The following is a 15586-nucleotide window of genomic DNA, read 5'->3' as shown; positions in this document are numbered from 1 at the left end:
GCGGCCAAAGAAGGTGGCTTAAGACCATGCCCCGATGCTTCCGACCTTGCGGATGTCGATCATCCAGACGAAGAACAGCGTCATCAGCGTGGCCGACAGGATGCCAGTTGCGAAATAGAGCGGATTGCTGTCCCGGCGCAGGCTGCCATCTGCCAGGCCGTCGATCACGTCGACGCTGAGGAACAGCCCGCCGATCAGCGCGACCCCCGCGCCCCCGACCAGCAGCGCACGCACCCGGCGGCCAAAGCCCGGATCGGCCAAGGGGTCTGTCGATCCCGCCGCCGACCGGCCGGTCAGATAGCGGCCCAGGCATTGTCCGGCGATGACCAGCGTCAGCCCGTGCAGCACGGACGGACCTGCAAGCGGCAGGTCGCCGAAACCGGTCAGAAACTGCACGAGGCTGGCCACGGGGGTGGGCGCGCCCAGATCGTTCTGGACGTCCGGAAGGCCGCTGAGCAGGGGCCACGCCGCGTGACAGGCCAGCGCGGCGACCGCCAGCGGCAGCAGCCCGGTTTGCGCCCGGATCCACAACAGGATCGGCGCGATGGCGAGGACGATGGCATAGAACTTCAGAATTTCCGTATAGGGTGAATTTCCCATGAACAGGATCGTCGCGGTGCTGTAGGGCACCGAGTAGCCGTCATCGGTCAGGGCCAGCGTCAGGATCGTCAGCGCATAGAGAACCCAGCACTGGAACGCCCGCGACAAAAGCCGCATGGCAACACCATGGCGCGCCTGACGCGTGGTCCAGCGTGGGCGATAGACCACCTCCAGCATCGTGCCGAACAGCAGGATGAAGGTCGGTGTGGCGATCTGGAAGGCAAATCCCGCAACGCGGGTCAGCGGTTCGGACATGTGGGCGTAAAGGCCCACATCCGCAAAGACATGCGACGACATCGCCAGCACGATCGCCAGGCTTCGCGCCGCATCAAGGCCAATGATCCGCATCTGTTTACCACGTTAATAATTTGCAGTCTGTGCAACGCGGGGTCATAGCAGAATGCCGCCTGATTGGAACCGCGCATTGGCGCCAAGAGTTTTTCCGCCGATCGCAGGAGGATTCAATGGCATCGCATGAGCAGGTTTGGGACGACTGGCAGAAGCTGGTGAACATGACGCCGTCCCAGTTGAAGGATTGGCTGGACACTGACGACAGCAAGTCGGTGGGCGACACCGGCGGGCAGGGCGAAAGCACCGGCCACAAGTCAGGCCGCCACATCCTGCGCATCAAGGACAAGAAGAAGGCCGACCTGACCGACGACGACTGGTCGCACATGGCCAAGGTCGCGGGCTACATCAAGCGCCACTTGGCGCAGGGTGGGCCCGAAAAGGACAAGGAACACAGCGACTGGCGCTATTCCCTGATGAACTGGGGCCACGATCCGCTGAAGTGATCGCGGCCCCGGCGAATTAGCGGTTCGGCCACAGCGTCGCGTGGCGGTTCACGTCCTTGTACAGCAGATAACGGAACGGCCCCGGACCGCCGGCGTAACAGGCTTGCGGGCAGAAGGCGCGCAGCCACATGTAATCGCCCGGACCGACCTCGACCCAATCCCGGTTCAGGCGATAGACGGCCTTTCCTTCCAGCACGAACAGACCATGTTCCATCACGTGCGTTTCCGCGAAGGGGATCGAGCCGCCGGGTTTGAACGTCACGACGGTGATGTGCATGTCATGGCGCAGATCGGCCGGGTCCATGAAGCGCGTGGTGCCCCATGCCCCGTCCGTGTCGGGCATCATGGACGGGGCGATGTCCTGTTCCTGCACCACGATGGGGTCGGGCTTGTCCGTGCCGGCAAAGGGCTGCCAGCGCTTGCGCCACCAGTGAAAGCCCGCGGGGCCTGCGGTGCGGTTCCGGACCCGCCACGGCGTGCCAGCCGGGATATAGGCAAAGCCGCCAGGTGACAGCAGATGCTCGGTCCCGTCGATCACCACCTGCATGTCGCCGCCGGTGACGAAGATCGCGTGCTGGACCTCGGGGTCGTCGTCGGGCGTGTCACTGCCGCCGCCTTCGGCCAGTTCGACGATGTACTGGCTGAAGGTTTCGGCGAATCCGGTCAGCGGGCGGGCCAGCATCCAGAACCGCATCCCCTGCCAGCCGGGCAGATAGCTGGTGACGATGTCGCGCATCACGGTGCGGGGAATGACGGCATAGGCCTCGGTGAAGATCGCCGTGTCGGTGGTCATCCCCGTCTGGGGCGGCAGGCCCGCCACTGGCCCGGCATAGCGGATGCGCGGCGCGGTGGCATCGTCGGTGGGAAGCTGGGCGATGTCGCCGGTGGGGGCGCCCGCGGGGCCGGTCTGGGTCATTTCAGGATCTCTTTCAGGCGAAGGGTGGCGATGCGGGTGACCTGCGCCTCGGCTGTGGCGCGTTCGGTGGCGGTGTCGTTGTCGACGCGGGCCTGCATGGCGGACAGGATGCCCGCCTTGTCGTGGTCACGGACCGCGATGATGAACGGAAAGCCGTGCTTGGCGACATAGGCGTCGTTCAGGCGCGTGAATTCGGCCCGTTCCGCATCGGTCAGCGCGTCCAGCCCGGCGCTGGCCTGTTCGGCGGTGCTGTCGGCGGTCAGACGCTTTGCCAGCGCCAGCTTGCCCGCCAGATCGGGGTGGGCCTGCAGCACGCCCAGTCGTTCGTCGTCGCCTGACGCGCGGAACATCTGTGCCATGCGTCCGGCAAGGCCGCCCGGCGTGTCGTGGACGGCACCCATCTCGGCATCCCAGACGCGTTCGGCGATGAAGGGCGAATGTTCATAGACGCCGCCGAACCGCGCGACAAAGGCGTCGCGGTCCATCTGCGACGGGCGCGTGCGGGGCTGGAACGGATGTTCGGCCGCCCAATGGCGGGCGATGTCCAGGCGGCTGGCGAACCAGACGCCCTCGTGGCTGCGGGCGTGGTCCAGGAACCGCTGGATCGCCATCGCGCGACCGGGGCGCCCGGCCAAGCGGCAATGCAGGCCGATGGACATCATCTTGGGCGCGCCGGCGGCCCCTTCGGCGTAGAGGATGTCGAAGCTGTCGCGCAGATAGTCGAAGAAGTCGGTCCCCGTTCCGAACCCTTGTCCGCTGGAAAAGCGCATGTCGTTGGCGTCCATCGTATAGGGCACCATCAGCTGCGGCCGGCCGTTGTGGACGTGCCAATAGGGCAGTTCGTCCGCGATGGTGTCGGCCAGATAGGCAAACCCGCCTTCCTCGCAGCCCAAGGCCACCGTGTTCATCGACGTGCGCCCCTGATAGAAGCCGTGCGGGCGTTCGCCGGTGACGGCGGTGTGCAGGGCCACGGCCTGGGCGATGTGGTCGGCCTCGACCTCGCGCGGGACGTTGCGATAGTCGATCCACTTTAGGCCATGGGTCGCGATCTCCCACCCGGCCTCCTGCATGGCGGCAACCTGTTCGGGGCTGCGCTCCAGCGCGGTGGCGACGCCATAGACGGTGATCGGCAGGTCGCAAAGCATGCGGTGCATCCGCCAGAAGCCCGACCGCGCGCCATAGTCATAGATCGATTCCATGTTCCAGTGCCGCTGGCCGGGCCAGGGCTGGGCGCCGATGATCTCGGACAGGAACGCCTCCGAGGCGGGATCGCCATGCTCGATGCTGTTCTCTCCGCCTTCCTCATAGTTGAGGACGATCTGGACGGCGATGCGGGCACCGCCCGGCCAGCGGGGATCGGGGGTGGTCCGGCCATATCCGGTCAGGTCTCGGCTGTAGCGCATCTCTCTCCCCTTGTGCCTGTCGTTGCGTCAGCAAAGCGCGGCGGCCGCGTAAGGACAAGCGGTCAGGGACGGAATTCTGTATCAAGGAATGCGCGACAATGGTCGGGTCTTTCAAAATCGCGTTGAAAGACTTACGCGCCGGGGACAATTGCGGCATGAGGCCGCGCCGCCCACTGTCCGGCCCAACGGCGGACGGGGGGTCCGCCAAGGGGGGACGCATGGAACGCTATTTTGGACTTGCCGAAAAAGGCAGCAGCGTCAGGACGGAGGTGATCGCCGGGATCACCACCTTCCTGACGATGGCATATATCATCTTCGTCAATCCGGACATTCTGTCCACAACCGGCATGGACCGCGACGCGGTCTTCGTCGCGACCTGCCTTGCCGCGGCGCTGGGCTCGCTGATCATGGGGATGTGGGCCAACTGGCCCATCGGCATGGCGCCGGGCATGGGGCTGAACGCCTTCTTCGCCTTCACCGTCGTGGGCGTCATGGGCTTTACCTGGCAGCAGGCGCTGGGCGCGGTGTTCATTAGCGGGATGATCTTCCTGTTCTTGTCGCTGACGGGCATCCGGCGCTGGCTGATCGCGGGCATCCCCGCATCGATGCGCAGCGCCATCGCGGCGGGCATCGGGCTGTTCCTGGCGATCATCGCGCTGCAGTCGTCGGGCATCGTGGTGGGCAACCCCGCGACGCTGGTCGCGCTGGGCGATCTGACAGCCACGGGCACGCTGCTGACGATCTGCGGGTTCTTCCTGATCGTGACGCTGGATGCGCTGCGGGTCACGGGGGCGATCCTGATCGGCATTCTGGTGGTGACGGTCGCGGCGATCGTTCTTGGCGTCAGCCAGTTTTCGGGCGTCATGTCCATGCCGCCGTCGATCGCGCCGACCTTCCTGCAGATGGACCTGATGGGCGCGCTGACCTTCGGCATCTTCCAGGTCGTTCTGGTCATGGTCCTGGTCGAGGTCTTCGACGCCACCGGCACGCTGATCGGCGTGGCCAAGCGCGCGGGCCTGCTGACCGAGGGGCCGACCCACAAGAACAAGAACCTGGGCCGCGCGCTGATGGCGGATTCGACCGCGATCACGGCCGGTGCGCTGCTGGGCACGTCCTCGACGACCGCCTATGTGGAAAGCGCGTCGGGCGTGCAGGCGGGGGGCCGGACCGGCCTGACCGCCGTGGTCGTGGGCCTGCTGTTCCTGGCCGCGATGTTCTTTGCGCCGCTGGCCGGGTCGGTGCCCGCCTATGCGACCGCGCCCGCCCTTCTGTATGTCGCGACGCTGATGGTGCGCGAGCTGGCCGAGGTCAGCTGGGACGACGTGACCGAGGCCGCGCCTTCGGTGCTGACCGCCATCGCCATGCCGCTGACTTATTCCATCGCCAACGGCTTGGCCTTCGGCTTCATCAGCTATGCCGTGATCAAGCTGCTGACCGGCCGCGCGCGCGAGGTGCATGCCGCGACCTGGATCATCGCGGCCCTGTTCGTGGCCAAGTTCGCGCTGTTCGGCGCGCACTGACCCCGGTCAGCGGGTCGGGCCGCCCAAGGCATCGGACAGGTTGGCCGCAGCGGCGGCCACCACCGCGCCCAGGGTCTTGACGTGTTCGGCCCCGATGCGGTGCGTGGGGCCGCTGACGCTGATCCCGGCGATCGCCTCTCCGGACAGATCGAAGACGGGGGCCGCGATGCAGCGCATGCCCCGGCTGCGTTCCTCGTCGTCGAAGGAAAAGCCGCGGTGCCGGATGCGGGCCAGGTCTGCCTCCAGCGCCACGGGGTCGGTCAGCGTGGTGTCGGTGAACCGCGCCAGGGGACCCAGTGCCGCGACGCTGTCGGGCCGGAACGCCAGCAGCGCCTTGCCGATCCCCGATGCGTGCAGGGGCGACCGGGTGCCGGGGGGAAAGAACGCGCGGATCGTCTCGGACGTCTCGACCTGGGACAGGAACAGCACGCTGTCGCCCTGCAGGATGCCCAGGTTCGCGGTTTCGCCGGTATGTTCCATCAGCGCGCGCATGATCGGGCGGGCGCGTTCCACAAGGCCCGACCGGCGCATGAAGGCCGATCCCAGGCGGAACGCCTGCGGCCCGATGTTCCAGGCCTGCGTCGCGGGGTCGCTTTCGGCCATGCCGCGCGCGGCCAGCGTGTGCAGCACCCGGTGGACGGTCGAGGGCGGCTGTGCCGATCGGTCCGCCACCTCGGACAAGGTCAGGCCGGGATGGGCCGCCAGCAGGTCCAGAAGGTCCAGCGCCCGGTCCAGCGACTGCACGGTGCCCGGTGCGTCGGGCAGGGTCTTGCGGGGGCGCCCCCGCTTGCGGGTCGGGTCGGCCATTATGCGTCCCTTGTTAATGCTGCCTTTAGATGCGGGCGAAAATGACGCCTCGCAAGCCAAAAAGCCAACGCTTAGAAAACATTTCCATTTTCGGTCGCCGCGGGTTCCCGGCACGGGCTGGGCAGGGGCGGATTCGGTGCCGGGATTTCGGGCAGCCGGGGGTAGGGTGCCGACGTCGCCCTGAAAATCCGTTTCGGGAAAATGACGGGCCAAGCTAGGTCTGGGTCAGTCGCGCAACCACGACGCGACATCAGAAGGGGAGCCCGCCATGACAGACAGCCTTTCCCGGACCCAGGTCCATCCCGTCGACCAGATGCTGCCCACGGGGCGATTGATCACGCTGGGGTTCCAGCACGTGCTGGTCATGTATGCGGGCGCCATCGCGGTGCCGCTGATCGTGGGCCGTGCCCTGCAGCTGCCGCCCGAGGAGGTGGCCTTCCTGATCTCGGCCGACCTGTTCGTCTGCGGACTGGCGACCCTGATCCAAAGCCTGGGCATGACCCAGTATTTCGGCATCCGCCTGCCGGTGATGATGGGCGTGACCTTTGCGGCCGTGGGGCCGATGGTCGCCATCGCGGGCCAGACGCCGGGCACAGACGGGGCGCGCGCGCTGTTCGGGGCGATCATCGCGGCGGGCCTCATCGCCATCCTGCTGGCGCCGTTGATCGGGCGGGTCCTGCGGTTCTTTCCGCCCGTCGTCACCGGCACGGTCATCCTGGCCATCGGCATCAGCCTGATGCCCATCGGGATCAACTGGATCTTCGGCCTGCCGGTCGGTCCGACCGCACCGTTGCTGGTCGATCCCGCGCAGCAGGCCTGGCTGGACGGCGCCATCGCCGCGGGCGGCGTGCCCGAGGGGCTGCGCCTGGCGCCCGCCATGCCGAACCCCGCCTATGCTTCGGGGACGAACATCCTGATCGCGGTGCTGGTGCTGGGCACGATCCTGCTGGTGTCGCGGTTCGCCCGCGGCTTCATGGCCAACATCGCGGTGCTGCTGGGCATCGCCGTGGGCGGCGTCGCCGCGGCGGCGATGGGGCTGATGCAGTTCGACAAGGTCGGAGAGGCCGCTTGGTTCGCCGTCATCAAGCCGTTCCATTTCGGTCTTCCGACCTTTGACCCGGTGATGATCGTCACGATGGTCCTGGTGATGATCGTGGTGATGATCGAATCGACGGGCATGTTCCTGGCGCTGTCGGATATGTGCCGCCGTCCGATCAATTCGCGCGGCCTGGCCGCGGGCCTGCGTGCCGACGGTCTGGGCACGATGCTGGGCGGCATCTTCAACACCTTCCCCTATACCTCGTTCTCGCAGAACGTCGGGCTGGTGGGGGTCACGGGCATCCGGTCGCGGTTCGTCTGCGTGGCGGGCGGCATCATCATGATCGTGCTGGGCCTGATCCCCAAGATGGGCGCGCTGGTCGAAAGCCTGCCGACCACCGTGCTGGGCGGCGCCGGGCTGGTGATGTTCGGAATGGTCGCCGCCACCGGCATCCGCATCCTGAGCCGTGTCGACTTCACCGCCAACCGCCACAATCTGTTCGTCGTGGCCATCAGCATCGGCATGGCGATGATCCCGCTGGTCGCCCCGAACTTCAAGCAGTGGCTGCCCCATGCGATCCATGCGCTGATCCATTCGGGCATCCTGCTGGCCGCGGTCAGCGCGGTGGCGCTGAACTGGTTCTACAACGGTGCAGCCCCCGCGGACGAGGCTGAACTGGCCGAGGCCGGTCGGCTGGCCGATCACTGAGGGTCGATTATGCACGGTTTCTTAAGACTGCCTTGTCCATCAAGCCCCTGCCGCCCTTGGACAAATCGGGTATCACGGCGCAGGAACGATCAAGACGGGGGGATTTCATGTCGGGTTTTCTGACAACGCATGTTCTGGACACGGCGCGCGGGCTGCCCGCGCGCGGGATGCAGGTGGTGCTGTTCCGGCTGTCGCCCGCGCGCGAGGAGATCGCGCGCATGGTGACCAATGACGACGGGCGCACCGATGCGCATATCCTGCCGGCGGGCGATTTCGCCACCGGCACCTACGAGCTGGAATTCCATGCCGGCGCCTGGATGGACGCGTCGGGCGTGGCGCCCGAAAGCCCCCGCTTTCTGGACGTGATCCCGATCCGCTTCGGCATGTCGCAGAACGACCATTACCACGTGCCGCTGCTGGTCTCTCCGTTCGGCTATTCCACCTATCGGGGCAGCTGAGATGATCCCGGAAATCGCTATCCTGTGGGAGTTCCTCTCCTTTGCCGTCCGCTGGCTGCACGTGATCACCGCCATCGCGTGGATCGGGTCGTCGTTCTACTTCATCGCGCTGGACCTGGGCCTGCAGAAGGCACCCGACCTTCCCAAGGGCGCGCATGGCGAGGAATGGCAGGTCCACGGCGGGGGGTTCTATCACATCCGCAAGTACCTGGTCGCGCCCGAGCGCATGCCCGAGCATCTGACCTGGTTCAAATGGGAAAGCTATGCGACCTGGCTGTCTGGGGCCGCGCTGCTGATGGTCACCTATTGGGCCGGCGCCAACCTGTACCTGATCGAGCCTGCCAAGGCCGACCTGGCGATCTGGCAGGCGATCCTGATCTCGGGCGGGTCGCTGGCGGTGGGCTGGCTGATCTATGACGGGCTGTGCAAGTCGCCCCTGGGCAACCGTCCCACGGTGCTGATGCTGCTGCTGTTTGCGGCGCTGGTGGCGATGGGCTGGGCCTATGACCAGATCTTCACGGGCCGCGCGGCGCTGCTGCATCTGGGCGCCTTCACCGCGACGATCATGACCGCGAACGTGTTCCTGATCATCATGCCGAACCAGCGCATCGTCGTTGCCGACCTGAAGGCCGGGCGCCCCGCCGACCCGAAATACGGCAAGATCGCCAAGCTGCGGTCGACGCACAACAACTACCTGACGCTGCCGGTCATCTTCCTGATGCTGTCGAACCACTACCCGCTGGCCTTCGCCAGCCAGTACAACTGGCTGATCGCAGCGCTGATCTTCCTGATGGGTGTGACCATCCGGCACTTCTTCAACACCATGCATGCCCGCAAGGGATACCAGTGGTGGACATGGGCGGTCACGACGATGCTGTTCATCGGGGTGATGTGGCTGGCGTCGATCGGCGTGAACCAGGACAGCTATGATGAGGCGATGGCCCGGCCCCTGACCCCGGTCGAGACGCGCTTCGCCGAGGCCGAGGGGTTCGAGGATGCCAGCCAGGCCGTCATCGGCCGCTGTTCGATGTGCCATGCGCGCGAACCGGTCTGGGACGGCATCCGCACCGCGCCCAAGGGCGTCCTGCTGGAGACGCCCGCCGACATCGCCCGCGCCGCGCATCAGGTCTATGTCCAGGCGGGACTGACCGACGCGATGCCCCCTGCGAACATCACCGGGATGGAGGACGCCGAACGCGACGCGATCCTGCGCTGGTTCCGCGAGGTCGGACCCCTGGGGGTCGCGGGCCTGTAGGACTGTCCCTCGCTGAACGACAACGGCCCGCGCAACGGCTGGACACGGGGGCGCAGTCCCCCGGGCGCGGCGGCCCCCCTCGATGGGGGGCCGCCGCGCCTTTTTGCGCCCCCGGCAAGGTCGGCCACCGCTGGAAAGGGCTGCCGAAGATTGTCGCAGGTGGCGCGGCTTTCGCGCCTGACGCCATGTGACGGTGGCCCGCTTTCAACGGAACGTGTAAAGTCTTCTAGATCACAGCCGATTTCGAAACGCACCGCCAGGCCGTAGACTTGGACCAAGGCAAGGAAAGGCTATCATGACCCAGCTGCGGTTTCTTCTGAACGACACCGAGATCGCCCTGACAGAGGTCGGCGCTTCGGACACGCTGCTGGATCATCTGCGCATTGCGCGCCGGATGACCGGCACCAAGGAGGGCTGCGCCGAGGGCGATTGCGGCGCCTGCACGGTGCTTGCGGGACGCCTGACCGCCACGGGGCTGGTCTATGAGCCGGTGAACGCCTGCATCCGGCTGCTGGCCTCGTGCCATGCCACCCATATCGTCACGATCGAGCATCTGCGCGGCCCCGATGGCGGTCTGCACCCGGTCCAGGCCGCGATGGTGGACCATCACGGCAGCCAGTGCGGCTTCTGCACGCCGGGCATCGTGATGGCGCTCTACGGGCTGTGGATGACCAATCCCGATGCCGATGCCACCGAGATCGAGACCGCGCTGCAGGGCAACATCTGCCGCTGCACGGGCTATGCGCCGATCATCCGCGCGGCCCTGGCCGCGGGCGCGGCCGGAGGGCAGGCCCAGGACGCGCTGTCCCGCGAACGCGACGCGGTGGCCGCGCGCCTGGCCGGGATGCGTGGCGCACGGGTTTCGCTTGCGCGCGGAGCGGACCGGGCGCTTGTCCCCGCCGATACCGACGATCTGGCCCAACTGCTGCTGGACGAACCCAAGGCGACGCTGGTCGCGGGCGCCACCGATGTCGGGTTGTGGGTCACCAAGTTCATGCGCGACATCAGCCCGGCCATCTTCATCGGTCACCTGATGAAGGACATCACGGTCGAGGACGGCATGATCCGCCTGGGTGCCGGCGTGACCTACAGCGAGGCCGCGCCCCTGATCGCCCGCCATGTTCCGCAGGCCGCCGAATACTGGTCGCGCATCGGCGGCTGGCAGGTGCGCAATGCCGGCACCATCGGGGCGAACATCGCCAACGGCTCTCCGATCGGGGATACGCCGCCCTTGCTGATCGCGCTGGACGCGCGGATCGTCCTGCGCCGGGGCGACACGCGCCGCGAGCTGCCGCTGGAGGATTTCTTCATCGACTACGGCAAGCAGGACCGCCAGAAAGGCGAGTTCGTCGAGGAGGTCCTGATCCCTACGCAGCCCCAGGCGCGCATCGCCGCCTACAAGGTCAGCAAGCGGCGCGACAGCGATATCACCTCTGTCGCGGCGGGGTTCTGCATCGACGTGGCGGACGGCATGATCGCCCGCGCGCGGCTGGCCTTCGGCGGCATGGCCGGAACGCCCAAGCGCGCCCGCCGTGCCGAGGCCGCGCTGCAGGGGCAGCCCTTCGCGGCGGCAAGCTTCGATGCCGCCGCCCGCGCGATCGCGGAGGATTTCCAGCCGCTGTCCGACATGCGCGCCAGCGCGGAATACCGCGCTACGGTCGCACGCAACCTGATCCGGCGGTTCTGGCTGGAGCAATCCGAACCCGGCCTGCCCGTGCGGCTGCGCCAGAGCGAAGGAGTCTAGGCCATGAAGGACGACACCGCGACCATCACGGGCCAGGCCCATCAGGACACCGCCCATGACAGCGCCGCCAAGCATGTCACCGGCCGTGCCGAATACACCGACGATCTGGTCGAGCCCACAGGCACCATCCACGCCTATCTGGGCCTGTCGTCCTGCGCCCATGGCCGCATCACGGGCATGGATTTCACCGACACGCTGGCGCAGCCGGGCGTGCTGGGCATCCTGACGGCGGCCGATCTGCCGGGCGTCAACGACGTGTCGCCCAACGGCAAGAACGACGACCCGATCTTCGCCGAAGGCGTGGTGCAGTTCTGGGGCCAGCCGGTCTTTGCGGTCATCGCCGAAACGCGCGACCAGGCGCGCCGCGCGGCGCACAAGGCGCGGATCGACTATGACATGCTGTCCCATGCGCTGGACCCGATCGCGGCGCGCGACGCGGGCATGGGCTATGTCACCGACCCCCTTACCCTCAAGCGCGGCGATGCGCCTGCGGCGATGGCCGCCGCGCCGCGCCGGATCGAGGGTCGTTTTGCCATCGGCGGGCAGGACCACTTCTATCTGGAGGGCCAGATCGCGATGGCCGTGCCGGGCGAGGATGACGAGGTCGTCCTGCACGTCTCGACCCAGCACCCGTCCGAGGTGCAGCACATGGTGGCCCACGTCCTGGGGGTACCCAGCAACGCGGTCGTGGTGAACGTGCGGCGCATGGGTGGCGGTTTCGGCGGCAAGGAAACGCAGATGAACCTGTTCGCCTGCGTCGCGGCCGTCGCGGCCAAGCGCTGGAACCGGACGGTCAAGATCCGCCCAGACCGGGACGACGACATGATCGCCACGGGCAAGCGGCACGATTTCGTGGTGGATTACGCCGTGGGCTTTGACGATGACGGCCGCATCCGGTCGGTGGAGGGCGATTTCTATGCCCGTTGCGGCTTTTCGGCTGACCTGTCGGGGCCGGTGACCGACCGGGCGCTGTTTCACGCCGACAACGCCTATTTTTATCCCGACGTGCGCATCAGTAGCCACCCGATGAAGACGAACACCGTCAGCAACACCGCCTTTCGCGGCTTTGGCGGTCCCCAGGGTGCCATCGTGGCCGAACGCATGGTCGAGGAGATCGCCTATGCCTTGGGCATGGACCCGCTGGAGGTGCGCAAGCGCAACCTGTACCAGAACGGCCAGCTGACGCCCTATCACCAGACGGTGCAGGACCAGATCCTGCCGCGCATCTTCGATGAGCTGGAGGCCAGCAGCGATTATCACGCCCGCAGGCAGGCGGTGCTGGACTGGAACGCCAAGGGTGGGGTGATCCGCAAGGGCATCGCGCTGACCCCGGTGAAGTTCGGCATCAGCTTCACCGCGACCTGGTTCAACCAGGCAGGGGCGCTGATCCATGTCTATTCCGACGGCTCGATCCACCTGAATCACGGCGGGACCGAGATGGGGCAGGGTCTGAACACCAAGGTGGCCCAGGTGGTCGCCGAGGCGTTCCAGTGTGACCTGAGCCGCATCAAGATCACCAAGACCACCACGGAAAAGGTGCCGAACACCTCGGCCACGGCGGCGTCCTCGGGGACCGACCTGAACGGCATGGCGGCGCTGGATGCGGCGGAACAGATCAAGGCGCGCCTGGTGACCTTCGTGGCCGAAAAATGGCAGGTCGCCCCCGACCAGGTGGCCTTCGTGCCGGGTCACGTGCGGGCGGGCGATCAGATGATCCCCTTTGCCCAGGTGATCCGCGCGGCCTACATGGCGCGCATCCAGCTGTCGGCGGCAGGCTTCTACAAGACGCCCAAGATCCACTGGGACCGGACGACGGGGCAGGGGCGGCCGTTCTACTATTTCGCCTATGGCGCCGCGGTGGCCGAGGTGTCGGTGGACACGCTGACCGGCGAATACGTCATCGACCGCGCCGACGTCCTGCACGACGTGGGCCGCAGCCTGAACCCGGTGCTGGACCGCGGTCAGGTCGAGGGCGCGTTCGTCCAGGGTGCCGGCTGGCTGACGACCGAGGAATTGTGGTGGGATGCCAAGGGGCGCCTGCGCACCCATGCGCCGTCGACCTACAAGGTGCCTCTTGCTAGCGACAGCCCGCGCATCTTCAACGTCGCGCTGGCCGACTGGTCCGAGGCCAGCGAGCGGACCATCAAGCGGTCCAAGGCCGTCGGAGAACCGCCCTTCGTCCTGGGCATCAGCGTGTTCGAGGCGATCAACATGGCCGTGGCCTCGGTCGCCGACTATCGCACGCCTGCGCGTCTGGATGCGCCCGCCACGCCCGAACGCGTGCTGATGGCGGTCGAGCGGCTGCGCGGATGATCCGCGTCCGCGTCACCCGGGCCCTGGGCTCGACCCCGCGGGAGGCGGGGGCCGAGATGTTCGTGACCCCCGACCGGGTCACCGGCACCATCGGCGGTGGACAGCTGGAATACATGGCGATCGACCGCGCGCGGCAGATGCTGGCGCGGGACGAGGCCGATGCCACCATGGACGTGCCGTTGGGCCCCCAGATCGGCCAGTGCTGCGGCGGGCGGGTGGTGCTGACGCTGGACCGCCACGGCCCCGCGCCGCAGGATCACGCCGACGCGCTGATCTTTGGCGCGGGCCATGTCGGGCGCGCCCTGGCCCGGGCGCTGGAACCGCTGCCGGTCAACGCCCTGCTGATCGACAGCCGGGCAGAGGAGCTGGCGCAGGCCAGCGGCCCGACCCTGCTGACCCCCTTGCCCGAGGCGCAGATCCGCGCAGCCCGGCCCGGCACGTCCGTGGTGATCGTGACCCACGATCACGCACTGGATTTCCTGCTGGCGGCCGAGGCGCTTGCCCGCACCGACCTGCCCTATGTCGGGATGATCGGCAGCGCCACCAAGCGGGCCCAGTTCGAACGCTTCGCCGCCTCGCGCGGGGTCGACGCCGCCGGCCTGACCTGTCCCATCGGGGCAGGCTTCTCGCGCGACAAGCGCCCCGAAATCATCGCCGCCTTCACCGCCGCCGAACTGATGGCGCGCCTCACCTCTTCTTCTTTGAAAAAATACCCATGCAACAGCTGATCCGGGGCCGCGTCCTCGACTTTCATGCCGATCCCCAGGACACGGCCGACAATCATCGCTTCTGGGAAGACGGGGCCATCCTGGTCGATGACGGGCGCATCGTCGCCGTCGGCGATCATGCCGAACTGACCCGCGACGGGTTGGAGGAGATCGACCACCGCCCACATCTGATCCTGGCGGGCTTCATCGACCCGCATATCCATTTTCCCCAGTTGCAGGTCATTGCCAGCTGGGGTGCGCAGCTGCTGGACTGGCTGAACACCTATACCTTCCCGGCCGAGGCGGAATTCGCCGACCCCGCGCATGCCACCCGCATGGCGGGGCTGTTCCTGGACCAGCTGACCGCGCATGGCACGACGACCGCCGTTGCCTTCTGCTCCAGCCACAAGGCCAGCGCCGAGGCGCTGTTCGCTGCCGCCCATGATCGCGACATGGCCATGATCGCGGGCAAGGTGATGATGGACCGCAATGCGCCGGCCGCCGTGCTGGACACGCCACAGCAGGGCTATGACGATAGCGCGGCACTGATCCAGGCGTGGCACGGCAAGGGCCGGCAGCGCTATGCGATCACGCCCCGCTTTGCGATCACGTCCTCCCCCGAACAGATGGAAGCGGTCGGCGCGCTGGCCCGCGCCCATCCCGACTGCCACGTGCAGACGCATCTGTCGGAAAACGTCGACGAAATCGAATACACCCTGTCGCTCTATCCCAAGGCGCGCGACTATCTGGACATCTACGAGGGCTACGGCCTGCTGTCCGACAAGCTGCTGCTGGGCCATTCTATCCATCTGGAATCCCGCGAAATCGCCCGGATGGCAGAAAGCGGCAGCCATGCGGTGTTCTGCCCGACCTCGAACCTGTTCCTGGGGTCCGGGCTGTTCGACGCCGACGGGCTGCGCGCCGCGGGCATCGTCAGCGGCATCGCAACGGATGTGGGCGGCGGCACCAGCTGGTCGATGCTGCAGACCCTGGCCGAGGGCTACAAGATCCTGCAGATGCGCGGGCAGAAACTGCATCCGCTGGCGGCGTTCCACTGGGCCACGCGCGGCAACGCGCTGACCCTGGGCATGGAGGCCGAGATCGGCACCCTGGCCCCCGGCAGCGCCGCTGACCTGGTGGTCCTCGACGCCCGTGCCACCCCCGCCATGGCGTTGCGGATGGAAAAGGCCGAGACCCTCGCGCAGGAGCTGTTCATCCTGCAGATCATGGGCGACGACCGCGCGGTGGCCCAGACCTATGTCGCCGGTCGCCCGCAGAAGACGGGTTGATGCACCTCTGGCAGCCGGGCGACGTCCGGCTAT

Annotated in this window: 13 protein-coding genes; 9 read left to right on the top strand and 4 right to left on the bottom strand. The window is 67.2% G+C overall.

What is annotated here, in order from left to right:
- Positions 1-18: 18 nt before the first annotated feature.
- Positions 19-948 (bottom strand): heparan-alpha-glucosaminide N-acetyltransferase domain-containing protein, encoded by a 930-nt coding sequence (locus PRL19_RS14175; RefSeq protein ID WP_273743333.1) that lies wholly within the window; start codon positions 946-948, stop codon positions 19-21.
- Positions 949-1064: 116 nt separating this feature from the next.
- Here PRL19_RS14175 and PRL19_RS14170 point away from each other — a divergent pair, with 116 nt between their 5' ends.
- Positions 1065-1394 carry a DUF3140 domain-containing protein gene (locus PRL19_RS14170; protein WP_045981284.1) on the top strand — a complete coding sequence of 110 codons (330 nt, stop codon included), beginning with the start codon at positions 1065-1067 and terminating at the stop codon, positions 1392-1394.
- A 16-nt stretch (positions 1395-1410) separates the two neighbouring features.
- On the opposite strand, the gene PRL19_RS14165 is transcribed toward PRL19_RS14170, so the two are convergent.
- Together PRL19_RS14165 and puuE are read right to left on the bottom strand one after the other, a co-directional pair.
- A complete protein-coding gene (locus PRL19_RS14165) occupies positions 1411-2310 on the bottom strand; it encodes a bifunctional allantoicase/(S)-ureidoglycine aminohydrolase (RefSeq protein WP_084697227.1) in 900 nt (299 codons plus the stop codon).
- The gene (gene puuE, locus PRL19_RS14160; protein ID WP_273743332.1) at positions 2307-3713 is read right to left on the bottom strand and encodes an allantoinase PuuE; all 1407 of its coding nucleotides are present in this window, start codon (positions 3711-3713) and stop codon (positions 2307-2309) included. The genes PRL19_RS14165 and puuE overlap by 4 nt, the downstream gene beginning before the upstream one ends.
- Positions 3714-3931: 218 nt before the next feature.
- On the opposite strand from puuE, the gene PRL19_RS14155 reads away from it, so the two are divergent.
- On the top strand, positions 3932-5233 hold the full coding sequence (locus PRL19_RS14155) for an NCS2 family permease (RefSeq protein ID WP_045999024.1): 1302 nt from the start codon (positions 3932-3934) through the stop codon (positions 5231-5233).
- Between the two features lie 6 nt (positions 5234-5239).
- On the opposite strand, the gene bhcR is transcribed toward PRL19_RS14155, so the two are convergent.
- Positions 5240-6040, bottom strand: a complete 801-nt coding sequence (gene bhcR / locus PRL19_RS14150) for an HTH-type transcriptional regulator BhcR (RefSeq protein ID WP_273743331.1) — start codon at positions 6038-6040, stop codon at positions 5240-5242.
- A gap of 268 nt (positions 6041-6308) precedes the next feature.
- On the opposite strand from bhcR, the gene PRL19_RS14145 reads away from it, so the two are divergent.
- The 7 genes from PRL19_RS14145 (at position 6309) to guaD (ending at position 15553) form a co-directional block, all read left to right on the top strand.
- Positions 6309-7787 carry a nucleobase:cation symporter-2 family protein gene (locus PRL19_RS14145; RefSeq protein ID WP_273743330.1) on the top strand — a complete coding sequence of 493 codons (1479 nt, stop codon included), beginning with the start codon at positions 6309-6311 and terminating at the stop codon, positions 7785-7787.
- Between the two features lie 107 nt (positions 7788-7894).
- Positions 7895-8245: a hydroxyisourate hydrolase gene (gene uraH / locus PRL19_RS14140; protein ID WP_045981279.1), complete on the top strand. Its 351-nt coding sequence runs from the start codon at positions 7895-7897 to the stop codon at positions 8243-8245.
- A gap of 1 nt (position 8246) precedes the next feature.
- Positions 8247-9500, top strand: coding sequence for a urate hydroxylase PuuD (locus PRL19_RS14135; RefSeq protein ID WP_420704397.1), 1254 nt, complete (start codon positions 8247-8249; stop codon positions 9498-9500).
- A gap of 295 nt (positions 9501-9795) precedes the next feature.
- On the top strand, positions 9796-11244 hold the full coding sequence (gene xdhA / locus PRL19_RS14130) for a xanthine dehydrogenase small subunit (protein WP_273743329.1): 1449 nt from the start codon (positions 9796-9798) through the stop codon (positions 11242-11244).
- 3 nt (positions 11245-11247) lie between these two features.
- Positions 11248-13557 (top strand): xanthine dehydrogenase molybdopterin binding subunit, encoded by a 2310-nt coding sequence (xdhB, locus tag PRL19_RS14125; RefSeq protein ID WP_273743328.1) that lies wholly within the window; start codon positions 11248-11250, stop codon positions 13555-13557.
- Positions 13554-14285 carry a xanthine dehydrogenase accessory protein XdhC gene (xdhC, locus tag PRL19_RS14120; RefSeq protein ID WP_273743327.1) on the top strand — a complete coding sequence of 244 codons (732 nt, stop codon included), beginning with the start codon at positions 13554-13556 and terminating at the stop codon, positions 14283-14285. The genes xdhB and xdhC overlap by 4 nt, the downstream gene beginning before the upstream one ends.
- Positions 14273-15553 (top strand): guanine deaminase, encoded by a 1281-nt coding sequence (guaD, locus tag PRL19_RS14115; RefSeq protein WP_273743326.1) that lies wholly within the window; start codon positions 14273-14275, stop codon positions 15551-15553. The genes xdhC and guaD overlap by 13 nt, the downstream gene beginning before the upstream one ends.
- Positions 15554-15586 lie beyond the last annotated feature (33 nt).

The sequence above is a fragment of the Paracoccus marcusii genome, assembly GCF_028621715.1.
GTDB classification, from domain to species: domain Bacteria; phylum Pseudomonadota; class Alphaproteobacteria; order Rhodobacterales; family Rhodobacteraceae; genus Paracoccus; species Paracoccus marcusii.
This window is presented reverse-complemented; position numbering and strand designations above follow the sequence as displayed.